Raw genomic sequence first — 16,169 nt, 5'->3', positions numbered from 1 at the left:
TGGATTGCAAGCCAGGGAAAACTGTCCTCGCCACACATGGCCTCTGTAGGAGCTGCCGAAGGCTGCGATCTTTTGATCCTGATTCTGAAAAACAAAATCAAAAGATCGCAGCCTTCGGCAGCTCCTACAGGAGGTCGCATTGGCTGCGGGTTACCCTGACCTGGTCGGCGCCGCCGTCCTGGCTGCCTGGGTCGTACTTGTTGTTATTACGGTTTGTTGTTTTCACGGATGACGGATGCGCACGCGCGCAACCGCCGACCCCGTGGGGGCAGTAAACAGTTTTGAAATCCTGGGTGGTGTCAGCGCTGGTTGCGTCGCGCCGCCCGTTGCCGGCAAGCCTCACCGAACGCCTGGAAAATCTTCAGGTAGTTCGGGTTGTCCAGCACTTGCCATTCCGGGTGCCATTGCACGCCAAGGGCAAAAGTCGGGCTGTGCTCGACCGAGATCGCCTCGATCAGCCCATCCGGCGCCACCGCTTCGGCACGCAGGCCGGGCGCGAGGCGGTCGATGCCCTGACTGTGGATCGAGTTGACCTGGAATTCGCCCGGCAACGCCAGCGCTTCGAACACGCCGCCCGCCAACACGCTCACGGCATGCGCCGGTGCGTATTGCACGGCCACGTCCGGGCTGTCGGCTTCGCGGTGATCAAGCATGCCCGGCAGCTCGTGCACTTTCTGGTGCAGGCTGCCGCCGAACGCCACGTTCATTTCCTGGAAGCCACGGCAGATGCCGAGTACCGGAACGCCCGCCGCAATGGCTGCACGCAATAAAGGAAGGGTGGTGGCGTCCCGCGCCGGATCGTGATCCGTGCCGGGGGCGCTGGCCGGGCCTTGATAGTGGAAGGGCTCCACGTTCGAGGGTGAGCCGGTCAGCAACAGACCGTCGAGCTGACCGAGCAGGTCTTCGATTTCAGTCAGTTTGCCAAGGGAAGGAATGACCACTGGAAGACCCTGAGCGCCAACGCTGACAGCACGTACGTACTTGTCGCCGCTGATGTGATAGGGGTGCAGGCCAATCTGTTTGACGCACGCAGTAACGCCGATCAATGGCTTGAATGCCATTTTTATTCACCTCGAAGTTTGACACTTGAACGAGCTTTTCCGGAGCTTAGCCTCGTTGATTTTAATTAACAACTGCCATGTAAAAAATTCTAAACGCCGTTCATCCAATCTTCATGATTCCAAGCCTTGCGGTGCCTGCATTGGCACGCGAGTGTTAAAAAAAGCCCTAAAAATAAACGCTGAACGGCTGGGTGTTCGCTATTGACTTCACTTTGCCTTTCGGATTGACTGGCTCGGCGAAACAGCAGTGAACATAATAATTAACAGCTAAATAGGTGCATCATGTCGGTCCCTCTGCGTGCCGTTCAACTCAACGAAGCAAACGCATTCCTTAAGAAACATCCTGAGGTTTTGTACGTCGACCTTCTGATTGCAGACATGAACGGTGTGGTGCGCGGCAAGCGCATCGAGCGCACCAGTCTTCACAAGGTTTACGAGAAAGGCATCAACCTGCCGGCCTCGCTCTTCGCCCTCGACATCAATGGCTCCACGGTGGAAAGCACCGGTCTGGGCCTGGACATCGGTGACGCCGACCGCATCTGCTACCCGATCCCCGGCACCCTGAGCATCGAGCCGTGGCAGAAGCGCCCAACCGCACAACTGTTGATGACCATGCACGAACTGGAAGGCGAGCCGTTCTTCGCCGACCCGCGTGAAGTGCTGGCCAACGTGGTGCGCAAGTTCGACGAACTGGGTCTGACCATTTGCGCCGCCTTCGAACTGGAGTTCTACCTGATCGACCAGGACAACGTGAACGGCCGTCCGCAGTCGCCACGTTCGCCGGTGTCCGGCAAGCGTCCGGTATCGACTCAGGTCTACCTGATCGACGATCTCGACGAGTACGTCGACTGCCTGCAAGACATCCTCGAAGGCGCGAAAGAGCAGGGCATCCCGGCTGACGCCATCGTCAAGGAAAGCGCCCCGGCGCAGTTCGAAGTCAACCTGCATCACGTCTCCGACCCGATCAAGGCCTGCGACTACGCGGTGCTGCTCAAGCGTCTGGTGAAGAACATCGCCTACGACCACGAGATGGACACCACCTTCATGGCCAAGCCGTATCCGGGCCAAGCGGGCAATGGTCTGCACGTACACATTTCGATCCTGGACAAAGAAGGCAACAACATCTTCGCCAGCGAGGATCCCGAGCAGAACGCCGCGCTGCGACACGCGATCGGCGGTGTGCTGGAGACCCTGCCTGCGCAAATGGCGTTCCTCTGCCCGAACGTCAACTCGTACCGCCGCTTCGGCGCGCAGTTCTACGTGCCGAACTCGCCGAGCTGGGGCATCGACAACCGCACCGTAGCAGTACGTGTGCCGACCGGTTCGGCCGACGCCGTGCGTATCGAGCACCGCGTGGCCGGTGCCGACGCCAACCCGTACCTGCTGATGGCTTCGGTACTGGCAGGCATTCACCACGGCCTGACCCATCAGATCGAGCCAGGCGCGCCGGTTGAAGGCAACAGCTACGAGCAGAACGAACAGAGCCTGCCGAACAACCTGCGCGATGCATTGCGCGAGCTGGACGACAGCGAAGTCATGGCCCGCTACATCGACCCGATGTACATCGACGTATTCGTCGCGTGCAAGGAAAGCGAGCTGGCCGAGTTCGAAAACTCGATCTCCGACCTTGAGTACAACTGGTATCTGCATACGGTGTGACGTAATGGGTGGTAACTGACTCACCACCCTTCCCTGTAGGAGCTGCCGAAGGCTGCGATCTTTTGACTTTGTTTTTGCAAGATCAAGATCAAAAGATCGCAGCCTTCGGCAGCTCCTACAGGGGATCGGATTACCAAATTCTGATTGGCTGAGTCCTCCCGCCAGTCATCAATCCCCCTTGTCGAGCCACAACCATGACCACCACCCGCAACGACTGGGAACAACGCTTCCAGTCCCTGACCCTCGAATCCCGCGCCTTCATCAACGGTGAATATCGCCCGGCAATCAGCGGTGCCACCTTCGAATGCATGAGCCCCGTCGACGGCCGTTTCCTCGCCTCCGTGGCCAGCACCGATGAAGCCGACGCCAACCTCGCCGTCGAAGTCGCACGCCAGTCGTTCAACTCCGGCGTGTGGGCCAACAAGGCCCCGGCCGAGCGCAAACGCATCCTGATCCGCTTCGCCGATCTGATCCTGCAACACCAGGAAGAACTGGCGCTGCTGGAAACCCTCGACATGGGCAAACCGATCAGCGACTCGATGAGCATCGACATCCCGGCGACCGCCAATGCGATCCGCTGGAGCGCCGAGGCCATCGACAAGATCTACGATGAAGTTGCCGCCACGCCGCACGACCAACTCGGTCTGGTGACCCGCGAGCCATCCGGCGTAGTCGCCGCGATCGTGCCGTGGAACTTCCCGCTGATCATGGCCAGCTGGAAATTCGCCCCGGCCCTGGCCGCGGGCAACTCGTTCATTCTCAAGCCTTCGGAAAAGTCGCCACTGACCGCGATCCGCATCGCCCAACTGGCGCTGGACGCGGGCATTCCGAAAGGCGTGTTCAACGTGCTGCCAGGCTTCGGCCACACCGTCGGCAAGGCACTGGCGCTGCACATGGACGTCGACGTGCTGGCCTTCACCGGCTCCACGGCGATTGCCAAACAACTGATGATTTATGCCGGCCAGAGCAACATGAAACGCGTCTGGCTCGAAGCCGGTGGCAAGAGCCCGAACGTGGTGTTTGCCGACGCCCCGGACTTGCGCGCGGCAGCCCAGGCTGCGGCCGGTGCCATTGCTTTCAACCAGGGCGAAGTGTGCACCGCCGGTTCGCGTCTGCTAGTCGAACGTTCGATCCGCGAGCAATTCATTCCGCTGCTGGTGGAAGCGCTGCAAGCGTGGAAGCCGGGGCATTCGCTTGACCCGGCCACCACCGTCGGCGCCGTGGTCGATCAGCGTCAACTGGACAACGTGCTGCGCTATATCAGCCTCGGCCGCGAGCAGGGCGCCGAACTGATCGCCGGCGGCCAGCGCACCCTCGAAGAAACCGGCGGCACTTACATCGAGCCGACGATTTTCGACGGCGTGACCAACGCCATGACCATCGCCAAGGAAGAAATCTTTGGCCCGGTGCTGTCGCTGATCACCTTCGACACCGTTGAAGAAGCGCTGCAGATCGCCAACGACAGCATCTTCGGTCTCGCCGCCGGCGTGTGGACCAGCAACCTGAGCAAAGCGCACACCTTCGCCCGTGGCCTTCGCGCCGGCAGCGTCTGGGTCAACCAGTATGACGGCGGCGACATGACCGCGCCGTTCGGTGGTTTCAAACAGTCGGGCAACGGTCGCGACAAATCGCTGCACGCGTTTGACAAGTACACCGAGCTGAAAGCGACCTGGATCAAGCTCTGATTTTCTACAGCGGCGGTCGCTCCTGATGAGCGACCCTCGGAGAACAATAAAATGAAGCAACAACACGTCAACAGCTACTACGCCGCCACCCGCAACGAAGTCATCGACTTCCCGACCCTTGAAGCGTCGGTCGAGTGCGACGTCTGCATCATCGGCGCCGGTTACACCGGCCTGTCCTCGGCGCTGTTCCTCACCGAGGCCGGCTACAAAGTGACGGTGCTCGAAGCGGCGAAAGTCGGCTACGGTGCCAGTGGCCGCAACGGCGGGCAACTGGTCAACTCCTACAGCCGCGACGTCGATGTGATCGAAGAGCGCTACGGCGACAAAACTGCGGAAATCCTCGGCAGCATGATCTTCGAAGGCGCCGATATCATCCGTTCGCGGATCAAGGACTACGACATCAAGTGCGACTACCGCCCGGGCGGCATTTTCGCAGCGATGAACAAGAAACAACTCAACGGCCTGGCCGAGCAGAAGCGCAGCTGGGAACGTTACGGCAACAAAAATCTGAAGATGCTCGACGCTGCCGACATTCGTCGCGAAGTCGGCTCTGACGCCTACGTTGGCGGCCTGCTGGACATGCAGGGCGGCCACGTGCATCCGCTGAACCTGGCCCTCGGTGAAGCCGCGGCCATCGTGCGCCTGGGCGGCAAGATCTACGAGCAATCGGCTGCCGTGGAAATCAAATACGGCGAGCCCAACGTCGTGCGCACTGCCAAAGGCCAGGTCCGCGCCAAGTACCTGCTGATCGCCGGCAACGCCTACCTGCCGCAAGGTCTGGACAACCGCGTGACCGCCAAGAGCATGCCGTGCGGCTCGCAGATCTGCGTTACCGAACCGTTGACCGAAAAGCAGGCGCGCAGCCTGATCACCAACAACTACTGCGTCGAAGACTGCAACTACCTGCTGGATTACTACCGTCTCACCGCTGACAACCGTCTGCTCTACGGCGGCGGCGTGGTCTACGGCGCCCGTGAACCGGACGACATCGAAACCCTGATCCGGCCGAAGATCCTCAAGACCTTCCCGCAGCTCAAGGACGTGAAAATCGACTACCGCTGGACCGGCAACTTCCTGCTGACCATGTCACGCATGCCGCAATTCGGCCGCATCGAGAAAAACGCCTACTACATGCAGGGCTACAGCGGCCACGGCGTCACTTGCTCGCACCTGGCCGGCAAACTGATTTCGGAAATGATCCGTGGCGACGCCGAACGCTTCGACGCCTTCGCCTCGCTCCCGCACATGCCAATGATCGGCGGCCGCACCTTCTCCGCCCCGTTGACCGCCCTCGGCGCCGTGTATTACTCGCTGCGCGACCGCTTCGGCATCTAAGTTACCTCCCCGGCGGCGGCCCCCAAGACCCCGCCGGTTTTTTACCTGAAACACCAAAGCTCAAAATGTGGGCGCTGGCCTGCCAGCGATGAGGCCAGCACTAGCACCCTCAGTCCCACAAACACCACAAAACCTGTGGGAGCTGGCTTGCCAGCGATAGCGGCCTGACAACCGCTATCAAGTTAACTGACACAAAAGAGATCCAACTGTGGGAGCGAGCCTGCTCGCGAAGAGGCCATATCAGCCAACCTCCATGTCGTCTGACACACCGCTTTCGCGAGCAGGCTCGCTCTCACAGTGCCTGTATTACCTAGGCCAGAAGGACTTTTACCGCACCGTCCATCGAACCTGCTGAGCAACACCGGCAAACGTGATTTAATAGCCGCCTTTCACGGTTCCGGGACACGGGAGCAACGTGATCCGCGCGCCTTGCGCGGCACCCGCCACCCACCCCCATTACCCTTAAGTACTACTCACATAAGGCTGTCATGGATACGGGTTCTCGACTCAAACTAGTACGCGAAAGCTACAAACTCTCCCAGCGCGAGCTGGCCCGGCGTAGCGGCGTGACCAATGCCACCATCTCCCTGATCGAACAGAATCGCGTCAGTCCTTCCGTCAGCTCGCTGAAAAAGCTGCTCGAAGGCATCCCGATGTCCCTGGCCGACTTCTTCACCTTCGACCAGCCCCCGCGCGAACACCAATACGTGTTCCGCGCCAACGAGCAACCCGACCTCGGCCGCCACGGCCTGCGCCTGCTGCTGATCGGCGCCTCCGTCCCAAGCCGCCAGATGCGTTTGTTGCGCGAGCAATACGCCCCGGGTGCGAGTTCCGGCGAAGAGCCTATCGTGCATGCGGAAGGCGAGGAGTGTGGGTTGGTGACGCGCGGCACGGTCGAGTTGACGGTGGACGGGCAGGTGAGCGTGTTGAGTGCGGGGGACGGGTATTACTTTCCGACGACGCTGCCGCATAAGTTCCGGAATATCGGGGCGGATGAGGCTGAGATTATTAGTGCGAATACGCCGGCGAATTTTTGAATTATATAAAGCTTGCGGTATCGATTTTAGGGTGATGCTTGATGCGCCCTTAAAAATAAAAAAGTGAAGCAGGCAATGGTTGATTGCTTCACTTTTTATTGGAGATTTACCCTTTTTCTTTACCGGTCTTTTCTATGAAGTCAGGGATGAGCCTTTCGCTAAATCCCGCAACGATAGCTAGTATGAAAAGTCTACTATTGCTTTCTTTCATTAAATCAAGAAATAGCCCTGCTTTGCATGCAATTAAAGAAATTACACCAAATGCACATCCGAGTCCTACTCGCACTAAGCCTTGTAGGACAATCATTCTCGTAGATTCGTAAAGACCTACTTGTAAGTCCTTTGATCTCTGTAATACAGAAATTTGTGCGCCGCAGACACCGCCAAGGACTCCGATTAAGAGTAGATTTAGCATTGGTGCTGTAGTGCTTTGAAATTTAGAGTAGGTGATTGCGGATGCGGCGATAAAGATAAGTGAGAGAATGAGGGAGTGTAGGATTAGATAAAATTTTGCTCTGTCGGTAATGCTTTTCTCAATGAATGATATTGCTGTGGTGAATACAGTTGAGTTGATGTTTTTTTCGTTTGTTAGCGTGGCTTTGAAGCCTATGGTAAGGCATGTTCCCAGCTTTATGTTTAGGATTCGAAATTTTGAGTCTGGAAGTACTGCCATTCCCCATGCTCGGGTTTTATAAAAATCGTCCAGTGCGCTTGATTTTTCAAGTGACTTATCTTTGAGTTCGTATTGGGCGATGTTTTTATTGTCAAGATAAACTGTGAAGTCTTTGTTTGAATCGATTATTAGGCTTGGAGCGGGCTCTTTGTTTATGAAATCGCGAAATGCTTCTAGTTTGTTGTCTATTTTTTTAATGGTTTCGTCATCAGTGCAGTCGCATCCGAATATCTCGCTTAGTATCGAAACGGTATGGCTGTCTGTTACGCGAGATTTAGTGTGTTTGAATTTTTCGAATGAGTTGGCTTCGAGTGCAGTTAGCTCGCTGATTTTAGCAATTGTGCTTTGGGCAAGGTTTTTTGCGTTATATCTTAATAGTCCGTTGGAACGAAATACAATGTAGTCGGTGCTTTGAAGTATTATTGAGCTAACTTGTAATCCGTTTAGGTTGTCGTCGACGGATATTTTGTTGAAGTCGTCTAAGCTGTTGCTGTGGTAAGTTTCAGGCATTTGCTTCTCGGTGGGTATTGTATTTTTACTGATGTTCTGGCTCTTTTTTTGCTGTAAAAAAGGCGACAGACTTGGTTGGTGAGCCTGTCGCTTTCAAACTTATTTTTTCTTTGACTTACCCGCATCACTGCGTTTGTCGCGGATTTGACCATCATTGTTCCTGGAACGAGATTGTTCACCACCGCCTGGCTTTGGAACATTCACGTTGGGGTTAATAGGTCGTCTGTCTGTCATTTTTTCTGCCTTACTTTTTGAAGGGTTCGTTAGAAAAATCACAGCCTTGAGTCACTAAATACTCGGCATTTTGCTGCTTGCCGAACTGCTGATGGCCAATGGCTGGCCTTGAAGCTATCAAATTGATATCGCGAATTCCATAGCCATCTCTTAGAAAGAGAGTGTGGTTTCCGAGTCGTATCGAGAATTCGCCTTAGCAAATTCACAAAAGAAACGTGAATACTGTTGCTGAAACGTAACGAGTCCTAACTGATGACCTCAAGTGTCCCGCTTCTCAATCACCCTAAACACATCACACACATCCTGAACCAAGATCCTGGCGATCGTGGTGACGGTATTGATGTCTTGTTCGGCGTGATCGGGGAAGTGGACGCAGGCCATGAGGTCCAGATATTTGAGGACTGCATTCAGGCGCTCGCTGACGCAGGCGTGGAGGTCACTCAGTGGCGCGTCGGCATCTACGAACAGGACGGGCTGCTCAGTGGCGGGGTGGGACATATTCGCGTAATTGCGGAGCGGCTTATCCATCGGCATAAGTAAAGCTTCCTCGTATCTGTGAGAAGAGCTACTGCCGCTCGCTGCGAGTCGAAGGGTGGTAGCCATGTGCGGGTTCGCAGACCGAGGATACGAGGAACCCGGCAGACCCGAAGATCTCCCACACACAGCCACCATTGTGCGGTTGTCGGGCGCTACTGCGACCGCCACCGTTTTTGGGGCGTCAGGTTACTACACGTATCGTCAGGGCTGCGAAACCCTGGTGCTGAATTTGCTCAGCGACAACCCCACTCTAGGCAGCAATTCCAACCGCGACAACCGACCTGTAGGACGTGATAAGCGAACCCGTGGCGAGGGAGCTTGCTCCCGCTCGGCGACGCAGTCGGCGTAATTCGCGGCCTGCGGCACATCCGGGAGAAACGGACTATTCGGTTTTGGGGCCGCTTCGCAGCCCAGCGGGAGCACGCTCCCTCGCCACATGAAGTGTTTTCCTACGAAGTTTTCAGATATCGAATTTGCGCGAGTTTTTCCGGGGATAACCATTCGTCCGACCCACCGCACCTTCGCCACAGACCTTCTTCCAATGCTGTAACTCACCCAGCAAAGGAAGAGCCACTATGCTGAACCATAAAATTGCGGTGTTAACCCTCGCGGCGTTGCTGTCCGGCAGCTCGCTGTATGCGATCGCGGCCAGCGATACGCCCACCCCAACGGCCAACGACGGCAACAGCCAGACTCGCGACCCGGCGTCCCCTGCCACCAATGCCGATCCGGATGTCGATTCGCTGCCCAAGGGTGGGGATGGTGGCAAGACCGACAATGGGCCGGTGCCTTCTGCCTCCAAGCCCAGCCCTGCAGGTCAACCGTCCGGTAGCAGCAGTGGGGGTAACGGCGGTGGTTAACGGATATTGCGTACTAAAAAGCCCGGTCTTTAGAGCCGGGCTTTTCTTTGCCTGTTGCAAACACAGATATCAAACGTTTACTTCGCCTTCCAATGCCCACCCCCGTTCTCACAATCAATTCGCGCCTGGGCCAAATGCTCCGCGTCGTAGTAATACGTGGTCACTTGGGCGTTGTCGGGGATGTTCAGCGCCTTGGCGTTTTTGTCTTTGCTGGTGGAGTGCGGGTTGGCCAGGGATTCCTGGGTGATCGTGGCGATACACGTGGCCTGATAGTGATCAGCGCAGTGGTCGACTTTGGTTTTAGTGCTGCTGAGCATGTCTTTGCTCTCATTGCTGCACGACCAGTCGATGGAGTTGACGGGCATGCCTTCATATTCGTAGCAGCTGTGGGTTTCCACGGCTGACACCGAGGCGCTGGAGGATTGGGTCTGGACGTCGCAGCCTTCGGCCATGACGCAGGTGGGAATGACGGTGAAGGTGGTGATCAGGAGCAACATTCGGATGTTCATCGCGGAACTCTCCCATGGCCCCGTGTTTGATCGTGAGCGGGGCGCTTATGGTTTCGAGATAGGTTCGTCTCGGAAGGTTCCATCAACCATTCCGGTGAGAGTACGCGAAGGTGCTCCTGTTCAAATCACTCGGTGTCGTACATTAATTCTAACCTTTCGATCCACTCATCAGTTGCGCCAAACCTCGAATAATAAGATTGCTTTTCAATGTCACTTAATTGAGTGAAAAAACTGAAAAAGTAATTGTTGTCGTAATACTCTTGAGCACCTTGCATGCTGCCTCCCCACCAAGCAGGCTCGTAGCCTTCAAAAGCAAACCAAGGTGGAGGAGCCGCAAATTTTTTGCGGTTAAGCATCGTTAAAAATTCAAGGCTATTAGTTATCAAACGAATCGTGACGGAGTTGAATTCTCTAGTAGATGCGAAGAATATCAGTCGGTCTCCGCTCAATGCGCTTTCGTATTCAAATACCGGAAGGTCATTGAAGGTTCTTTCAGTATTTTTTCTGAAGTGAGATTCGACGAGTGATTCAAATTCAACCAAATCTTTAGGGTCGATTAGGAACTGCGAAAAAAATGCGCAGATATCAGCGCTTTCCAATGAAGTAGTGGGAGGCTGAACCGGTAGGTTGGTCTGAGCTAAAGGCCGAGCAAACACGCTTTTAAGCTCCTGTTTGCTGTATCCGGCTAGTTGCTCTTGCCTAGGTTCTGGCTTTATCAGTGCCATTATTTTTTTGATGAATCTCATGCGGCTGTCACTCTTGCATACATTCAGTTAGCTAAGGCGCACCAAGCATTAGGAGGAGGTTAGATCAGTAACTCGAGCAGCAGGTTTTCCTGACACGGTGAACATCCTTGTAAATACGTTGGTTTGGAAATGTTACACAAAAGAGGGTGGGTTGAACCATTTCAGTTGTCCGTCTACATCTCATCGCCAATGGTTCCCCCCATCGACACCACGTCGTAGACTGCGAAACACGTTGTAACGCCTCACCCACGGACGGAACCGCGCATGATTGAAATCGGCAGCCGCAACAACGCCCCCACCCCGCAGCACCCCACTCAAGACATCTACATTTTCAGCATCGACCAGTCCCGACCGGCGACGCCATTCTGCTTCGAGCAATCGATTGGCGGTGGGCATGCCAATCAGGGCGGGGCGCGGTGGTTGGCGCTGGATGAGCTGGATGGCTGGCCCGGCGAATGGCGTGAGCATTTGAAGAAGGCCGATTGTGCGTGGGTGGCGCAGGTGATCGATGCGCATCCGGCGGCGGATCAAGTGACACTGGTGTCCATGCTGCTTGAGCAACATGCCCAGCCAGTGGGGCGTTTGAAAACAATCGGCAACTGGCTTAAACGCAATATCCACGTCGGTGGCCGTTACGGCCTCTAACCCGAGGAATTTCCATGACCCAGACCCTCGAACGCGCTATCGCCATCGCCGCCACCGCCCATGCCGGGCAGGTCGATAAGGGCGGTGCACCGTACATTCTGCATCCGCTGAAAGTCATGTTGCGCATGGATTCGCTGGAAGAACGCATCGTCGCCGTGCTGCACGACGTGGTCGAGGATTGCGACATCAGCCTCGATGACCTGCGCAAGGAAGGCTTCAGCGAAGCAGTGCTGAGTGCGATTGAATCAGTGACCAAAGTGCCCGGCGAGTCTTACGAGGATTTCGTCGAGCGCGCGGCGCAGAACCCGATTGGCCGGGTGGTGAAACTGGCGGATCTGGAAGAGAACAGCGACCTGTCGCGGATCGCCTCGCCGAGTTGGGAGGATCTGGAGCGGGTCGAGAAGTATCGGCGGGCGATTGGGCGGTTGCGCACGTAAGAACGAATCCCACCCTGTAGGAGCTGCCGAAGGCTGCGATCTTTTGATCTTGCTTTTAAAAAACAAAGTCAAAAGATCGCAGCCTTCGGCAGCTCCTACAGGGGAGTGGGATACATCAGGGAAATAGCCAGGAAGGCGAAAAAATGAAATCGATTCTGTGTTTGTTGATCGCGGCCGCCGTTGGCGCTGCGTTGCAGGTCAGCGGTGTTCCTCATGGCCTGTTGCTGGGGGCGATCCTCGTCACCGCATGGGTCACCACGCGCAGCGGTTTTGCCCCCGCAACCCCGTATGGCCTGGGCTACATCCAGGTCACGCTGGGTATCGCCACCGGGCTGATGTTCGAGGCGTGGGACAGTGCAACGGCGTCGGCGATGTTGCCAAGCCTCGGCGTCCTGTTGCTATGCCTGACCGTACAGATCGCCCTCGCCGGATGGTGGCTGACCCGCGGCGCAGGATGGAATCGCACCGATGCGCTGTTGGCGGTATACCCCGGCGCACTGGCGGCGGTGTTCGATTTACTGGAGTCGGAAAAGGCTTCGAGCAAGGTCATCATCGTGCACCTGATGCGCTTGTTGCTGATCACGGTGCTGGTGAGCTTTTTGATTCCCGGGCAGGCATCGGTGGCGGTGGTTGAAAGCGCTCCGTTGAGCACGGGTATGGCGTTGACCGTATTCGTTCTGATCGGTTTGAGCGTGGTGCTTGGGCGCATGCTGCTGGCAATCGGCGTGCCGGCGCCGTTCATGCTGACGGCGATTCTGCTGACGGCGGTGTTTGTGAAATCGGGATGGCTGCATGGCTTTCACATGCCGGACTGGAGCCTGAATCTGGCGGCGCTGATTCTGGGCGTGCGGATCGGCTCGCGTTTTCAGGGGCTCGGTCTTGCAGAATTGGGTCGGCATGGGCGGACGGCGCTGGTGTCGGTCGGCTTGATGATTGTGGTGGCGGCGGCGTTTGCCGAAGTCGCCGCGCGCTGGCTGAACAGTGATCCGTTGTCGTTGTGGCTGGCGTATATGCCGGGGGCGATCGAGACGATTGCGATTGTCGCGTTTGCCGGTGGGCTGAATGTGGTGTTTATCCTCACGCATCATCTGGCGCGGATGGTGTTGCTGCACTTTGCGCCGGCGTTGTTGGTGCAGGTGCGGCGAGTGCGGGAACAAAGCTGATCCGGCCTGGACGTCGGGCCGGTGCGCCTACAGCACATTAGAAGCAAAAGATCGCAGCCTTCGGCAGCTCCTACACAGGAATTACGTTTTCCCTGTAGGAGCTGCCGAAGGCTGCGATCTTTTTTTTCGGGTCAACGCAGATGCGCGGCGAAGCCTTCCTCACCGGGGGCGACATCGTCCTTGAGCGTCAACGCCGGAATCTCATAATCCCCTGCATTCTGCTGCCGATACGCTATCGGCCGCGTGCTCCACAATTCATCCAGACGCGTGCCCAGTGCCTCGCAGGTCTCGGCAAACCGCGCTTGATCCATGCGGCTGGCGCGGTACACCAGGAAGGGCGGCACCACGTCGAAACCGGGGTAGAACAGCACGCCGTGCTGGATCGGAAACAGTAAATCATCAATCGGCCCGTTGATCCCGCGTGGGCTGTAATGCGAATCCCAGCCTCCGGTGGTGACCAGCAGCATCGCGCGTTTGCCTTTCATCTTGCCTTCGCCGTAGCGCTCGCCCCAGCGCGCATCGGAGTGTTCGCCGACACCGTAGGCAAACCCGTAGGCATACACGCGCTCGACCCAGCCTTTGAGGATGGCCGGCATGGTGAACCACCACAGCGGAAACTGCAGGATCAATGCGTCGGCCCACAGCAGTTTTTCCTGCTCGCGGGCGATGTCGGCGGACTGCCGGCCCTGTTGGTAAGCCAGTTTCGAATCGATCGAGGCGTGGAATGGCCGGCTTTCATCGCGACCGGGAGCGTCATCGGCGTCGATCGTGGTCTTCCAGTTCATCGCATACAGGTCGGAGACCTGCACGGTGTGGCCGGCGGCTTGCAGGCGCTGGACGGTGAAGTCCCTGAGCGAGCCGTTGAGCGAAGTGGGTTCGGGGTGGGCGTAGACCAGTAGCACATTCATGTGGCAACTCCTTGGTTGAATGCAGGCAGGATCAATCCTTGATCGGTATATTGGAAATGAATGTCTGATATGTCAGGTATAGCCATGAATAATTTACGACGTCTGGATATCAACTTGCTGTTGACCCTAGACGTGTTGTTGGCAGAACACAACGTAACCCGCGCCGCAGAGCGGTTGAGCCTGTCGCAGCCGTCGGTCAGTGTGCACCTGGCCAAGCTGCGTGAGATTTTCGGCGACCCGCTGTTGCTGCCCGGACCACGGGGCATGCGCCCGACGGCGCGGGCCGATGAACTGCGCGAGCCGTTGCGCGAGGCGCTGGAAGCACTGGAACGCGCGGTGGCGCCGGCCAGCGCGTTCGATCCGGCGCAGGCCCGCCACATCTGGAAAGTCGCGGCGACCGATTACGGCGAGTCGACGGTGGTGCTGCCAGCCCTCAGCGGTTTGCGCCTTCAGGCGCCGGGCACGCGGCTGGCGGTGCTCGATCTGATGCCGGCGCAGTTGGCCAGGCAGGCGGAGCAGGGCGTGTTTGACCTGGCGCTGCACATCACCGAAGACGCGCCGCTGGATCTGCATCAGCGGGTGCTGTTCACCGAGCATTACGTGTTGGCCGGTCGCGTCGGGCATCCGGGGTTGAAGCGTAAGCCGACTCGCGAACAGTTCTGCGCGCTGGAACACGTGATGGTGTCGCGCGAGGGCGGGGGCTTTTTCGGGGTCACCGACAAGGCGCTGGCCGAGGTCGGTCTGGCGCGCAAAGTGGTGCTGTCGGTGCCGCATTTTCTGATGGTGATGTCGGTGCTGGCCAGTACTGATCTGGTGGCGATGCTGCCGTCACGGCTGGTGCGCGGCAACCCGGCGTTGCAGGTGGTGGACGCACCGCTGAAGGTGCCGGGCTACGAAATGGCGATGTTCTGGGGCGAGCGCGCGCATCGCGATCCGGCACACAAATGGCTTCGCGAGCATCTGGCGGCGTCGGTGTGACGTATCAGGCGTGGCCCAGGGCAATCGCAAAAGACACCACGATCATGCACGCAAACGCAAAATTGAGATTCATCAGCTGTTCATCCTGAGCCTTTTTAAAGTGAGGCCATTCTGAACAGGCGCCATGCAAAGAAAAAATTCGGCCTGTTGATTCCAATGATCGAAACAATTGATACCCGCCGGTTTGTGTTTGCCCGAGGCTTTCGCTAGTCTCGGCAAAACCTGCAACTACAAGCACAAACAGGCAAAACCATGCACGATCATTCGGTCACCGAACTGCCCTCCCTGCGCCGGCAGAAAATCCTCCTGATCCTCGAGCGCGACGGCAAGGTCATGGCCTCCGAGTTGAGCCAGCATTTCGCCGTGTCCGAAGACACCATCCGCCGCGACCTCGCCGAACTGGACAACGCCGGACTGGTGCAGCGCGTGCACGGCGGGGCGCTGCCAAGGCCCAAGGACAGCGGCAAGGATTACTTCACCCGGCTGGATGAGACCGATGAGGTCAAAGTGCAGTTGGCGCAACGGGCGGCGCGAGAGGTCGAGGACGGGCAGATTGTGCTGTTCGATTCCGGCTCGACCGTGTTGCAGGTGGCGCGGTCGCTGCGGGCGGATATCCAGATCACCGCGGTAACCGCAGCGCCAATGACGGCCATTGCGTTGTCTGAGTACAAGGGCGTGAAAGTGATTCTCGCCGGAGGGCAACTGAACCCACGCACGATGTCGGCCGGTGGGCACGAGGCGGTACGCATGCTGACCGGGATCAAGGCGGATCTGGCCTTTACCGGCGTTTGTGCGATTCACCCGGAAGTGGGCATCACCTCGCTGCACTTCGATGAAGTGCCGGTGAAACAGGCGCTGCTCGACAGCGCGACGCGGGTGATTGCGGTAACCACGGCGGACAAGCTGGGGGCGGTGGAGCCGTTTGTGGTGGCGCCGTGCACGCGACTGCATACGCTGATTACCGAGCGGCATGTGGCGTCGGGCAGTGTCGAGGATTATCGGCGGTTGGGGATTGTGGTGGAGCAGTTGCCGGACTGAGGTTTTGTGCTGAGGCTGATGGCCTCATCGCTGGCAAGCCAGCTCCCACAGGTTTTGGTGGTGTACATCAGGTTGAGTACGACACGGACACTGTAGGAGCTGCCGAAGGCTGCGATCTTTTGATCTTGATCTTAAAAACAAAGTCAAAAGATCG

The 16,169-nt window shown here is 57.4% G+C and carries 16 protein-coding genes; 10 read left to right on the top strand and 6 right to left on the bottom strand.

Annotation, left to right across the window (positions count from 1 at the left end; genetic code table 11):
* Nucleotides 1-299: 299 nt before the first annotated feature.
* Entirely contained in the window at nucleotides 300-1,061 is a 762-nt protein-coding gene (locus ACYZUM_RS14485; protein WP_108183070.1) for a gamma-glutamyl-gamma-aminobutyrate hydrolase family protein, read from the bottom strand.
* Nucleotides 1,062-1,343: 282 nt separating this feature from the next.
* Between ACYZUM_RS14485 and ACYZUM_RS14480 the strand changes: the two genes are divergently transcribed.
* The 4 genes from ACYZUM_RS14480 to ACYZUM_RS14465 all read left to right on the top strand — a co-directional run bounded on the left by ACYZUM_RS14480 (nucleotide 1,344) and on the right by ACYZUM_RS14465 (nucleotide 6,777).
* Nucleotides 1,344-2,720, top strand: coding sequence for a glutamine synthetase family protein (locus tag ACYZUM_RS14480; RefSeq protein ID WP_041073455.1), 1,377 nt, complete (start codon nucleotides 1,344-1,346; stop codon nucleotides 2,718-2,720).
* Nucleotides 2,721-2,914: 194 nt separating this feature from the next.
* Nucleotides 2,915-4,405 (top strand): aldehyde dehydrogenase, encoded by a 1,491-nt coding sequence (locus ACYZUM_RS14475; RefSeq protein ID WP_108183069.1) that lies wholly within the window; start codon nucleotides 2,915-2,917, stop codon nucleotides 4,403-4,405.
* Between the two features lie 51 nt (nucleotides 4,406-4,456).
* Nucleotides 4,457-5,740, top strand: coding sequence for an NAD(P)/FAD-dependent oxidoreductase (locus ACYZUM_RS14470; RefSeq protein ID WP_108183068.1), 1,284 nt, complete (start codon nucleotides 4,457-4,459; stop codon nucleotides 5,738-5,740).
* A 488-nt stretch (nucleotides 5,741-6,228) separates the two neighbouring features.
* On the top strand, nucleotides 6,229-6,777 hold the full coding sequence (locus ACYZUM_RS14465; protein WP_011333561.1) for a cupin domain-containing protein: 549 nt from the start codon (nucleotides 6,229-6,231) through the stop codon (nucleotides 6,775-6,777).
* 106 nt (nucleotides 6,778-6,883) lie between these two features.
* Here ACYZUM_RS14465 and ACYZUM_RS14460 read toward each other — a convergent pair whose 3' ends face one another.
* Together ACYZUM_RS14460 and ACYZUM_RS14455 are read right to left on the bottom strand one after the other, a co-directional pair.
* Nucleotides 6,884-7,960 (bottom strand): hypothetical protein, encoded by a 1,077-nt coding sequence (locus tag ACYZUM_RS14460; RefSeq protein WP_108183067.1) that lies wholly within the window; start codon nucleotides 7,958-7,960, stop codon nucleotides 6,884-6,886.
* Between the two features lie 492 nt (nucleotides 7,961-8,452).
* A complete protein-coding gene (locus ACYZUM_RS14455; protein ID WP_108183066.1) occupies nucleotides 8,453-8,728 on the bottom strand; it encodes a fructose-bisphosphate aldolase in 276 nt (91 codons plus the stop codon).
* 578 nt (nucleotides 8,729-9,306) lie between these two features.
* Between ACYZUM_RS14455 and ACYZUM_RS14450 the strand changes: the two genes are divergently transcribed.
* Nucleotides 9,307-9,591, top strand: coding sequence for a hypothetical protein (locus ACYZUM_RS14450; RefSeq protein ID WP_108183065.1), 285 nt, complete (start codon nucleotides 9,307-9,309; stop codon nucleotides 9,589-9,591).
* A gap of 77 nt (nucleotides 9,592-9,668) precedes the next feature.
* On the opposite strand, the gene ACYZUM_RS14445 is transcribed toward ACYZUM_RS14450, so the two are convergent.
* Together ACYZUM_RS14445 and ACYZUM_RS14440 are read right to left on the bottom strand one after the other, a co-directional pair.
* The gene (locus ACYZUM_RS14445; protein WP_108183064.1) at nucleotides 9,669-10,100 is read right to left on the bottom strand and encodes a hypothetical protein; all 432 of its coding nucleotides are present in this window, start codon (nucleotides 10,098-10,100) and stop codon (nucleotides 9,669-9,671) included.
* 125 nt (nucleotides 10,101-10,225) lie between these two features.
* Nucleotides 10,226-10,846, bottom strand: a complete 621-nt coding sequence (locus ACYZUM_RS14440) for a hypothetical protein (protein ID WP_108183063.1) — start codon at nucleotides 10,844-10,846, stop codon at nucleotides 10,226-10,228.
* Between the two features lie 264 nt (nucleotides 10,847-11,110).
* Here ACYZUM_RS14440 and ACYZUM_RS14435 point away from each other — a divergent pair, with 264 nt between their 5' ends.
* The 3 genes from ACYZUM_RS14435 to ACYZUM_RS14425 all read left to right on the top strand — a co-directional run bounded on the left by ACYZUM_RS14435 (nucleotide 11,111) and on the right by ACYZUM_RS14425 (nucleotide 13,091).
* Nucleotides 11,111-11,491 carry a hypothetical protein gene (locus ACYZUM_RS14435; RefSeq protein ID WP_108183062.1) on the top strand — a complete coding sequence of 127 codons (381 nt, stop codon included), beginning with the start codon at nucleotides 11,111-11,113 and terminating at the stop codon, nucleotides 11,489-11,491.
* 14 nt (nucleotides 11,492-11,505) lie between these two features.
* Nucleotides 11,506-11,928, top strand: coding sequence for an HD domain-containing protein (locus ACYZUM_RS14430; RefSeq protein WP_108183061.1), 423 nt, complete (start codon nucleotides 11,506-11,508; stop codon nucleotides 11,926-11,928).
* A gap of 143 nt (nucleotides 11,929-12,071) precedes the next feature.
* On the top strand, nucleotides 12,072-13,091 hold the full coding sequence (locus ACYZUM_RS14425) for an AbrB family transcriptional regulator (protein WP_108183060.1): 1,020 nt from the start codon (nucleotides 12,072-12,074) through the stop codon (nucleotides 13,089-13,091).
* A 131-nt stretch (nucleotides 13,092-13,222) separates the two neighbouring features.
* On the opposite strand, the gene ACYZUM_RS14420 is transcribed toward ACYZUM_RS14425, so the two are convergent.
* Nucleotides 13,223-13,999: an NAD(P)H-dependent oxidoreductase gene (locus tag ACYZUM_RS14420; RefSeq protein ID WP_108183059.1), complete on the bottom strand. Its 777-nt coding sequence runs from the start codon at nucleotides 13,997-13,999 to the stop codon at nucleotides 13,223-13,225.
* An 84-nt stretch (nucleotides 14,000-14,083) separates the two neighbouring features.
* On the opposite strand from ACYZUM_RS14420, the gene ACYZUM_RS14415 reads away from it, so the two are divergent.
* A complete protein-coding gene (locus ACYZUM_RS14415; protein ID WP_262949358.1) occupies nucleotides 14,084-14,977 on the top strand; it encodes a LysR family transcriptional regulator in 894 nt (297 codons plus the stop codon).
* 252 nt (nucleotides 14,978-15,229) lie between these two features.
* Nucleotides 15,230-16,015, top strand: coding sequence for a DeoR/GlpR family DNA-binding transcription regulator (locus ACYZUM_RS14410; protein ID WP_108183057.1), 786 nt, complete (start codon nucleotides 15,230-15,232; stop codon nucleotides 16,013-16,015).
* The last annotated feature ends 154 nt before the right edge of the window (nucleotides 16,016-16,169 follow it).

This window comes from Pseudomonas sp. m6p (genome assembly GCF_055760375.1).
The sequence above is the reverse complement of the archived record's forward strand: the minus strand, read 5'-3'. Positions and strand labels throughout refer to the sequence as shown.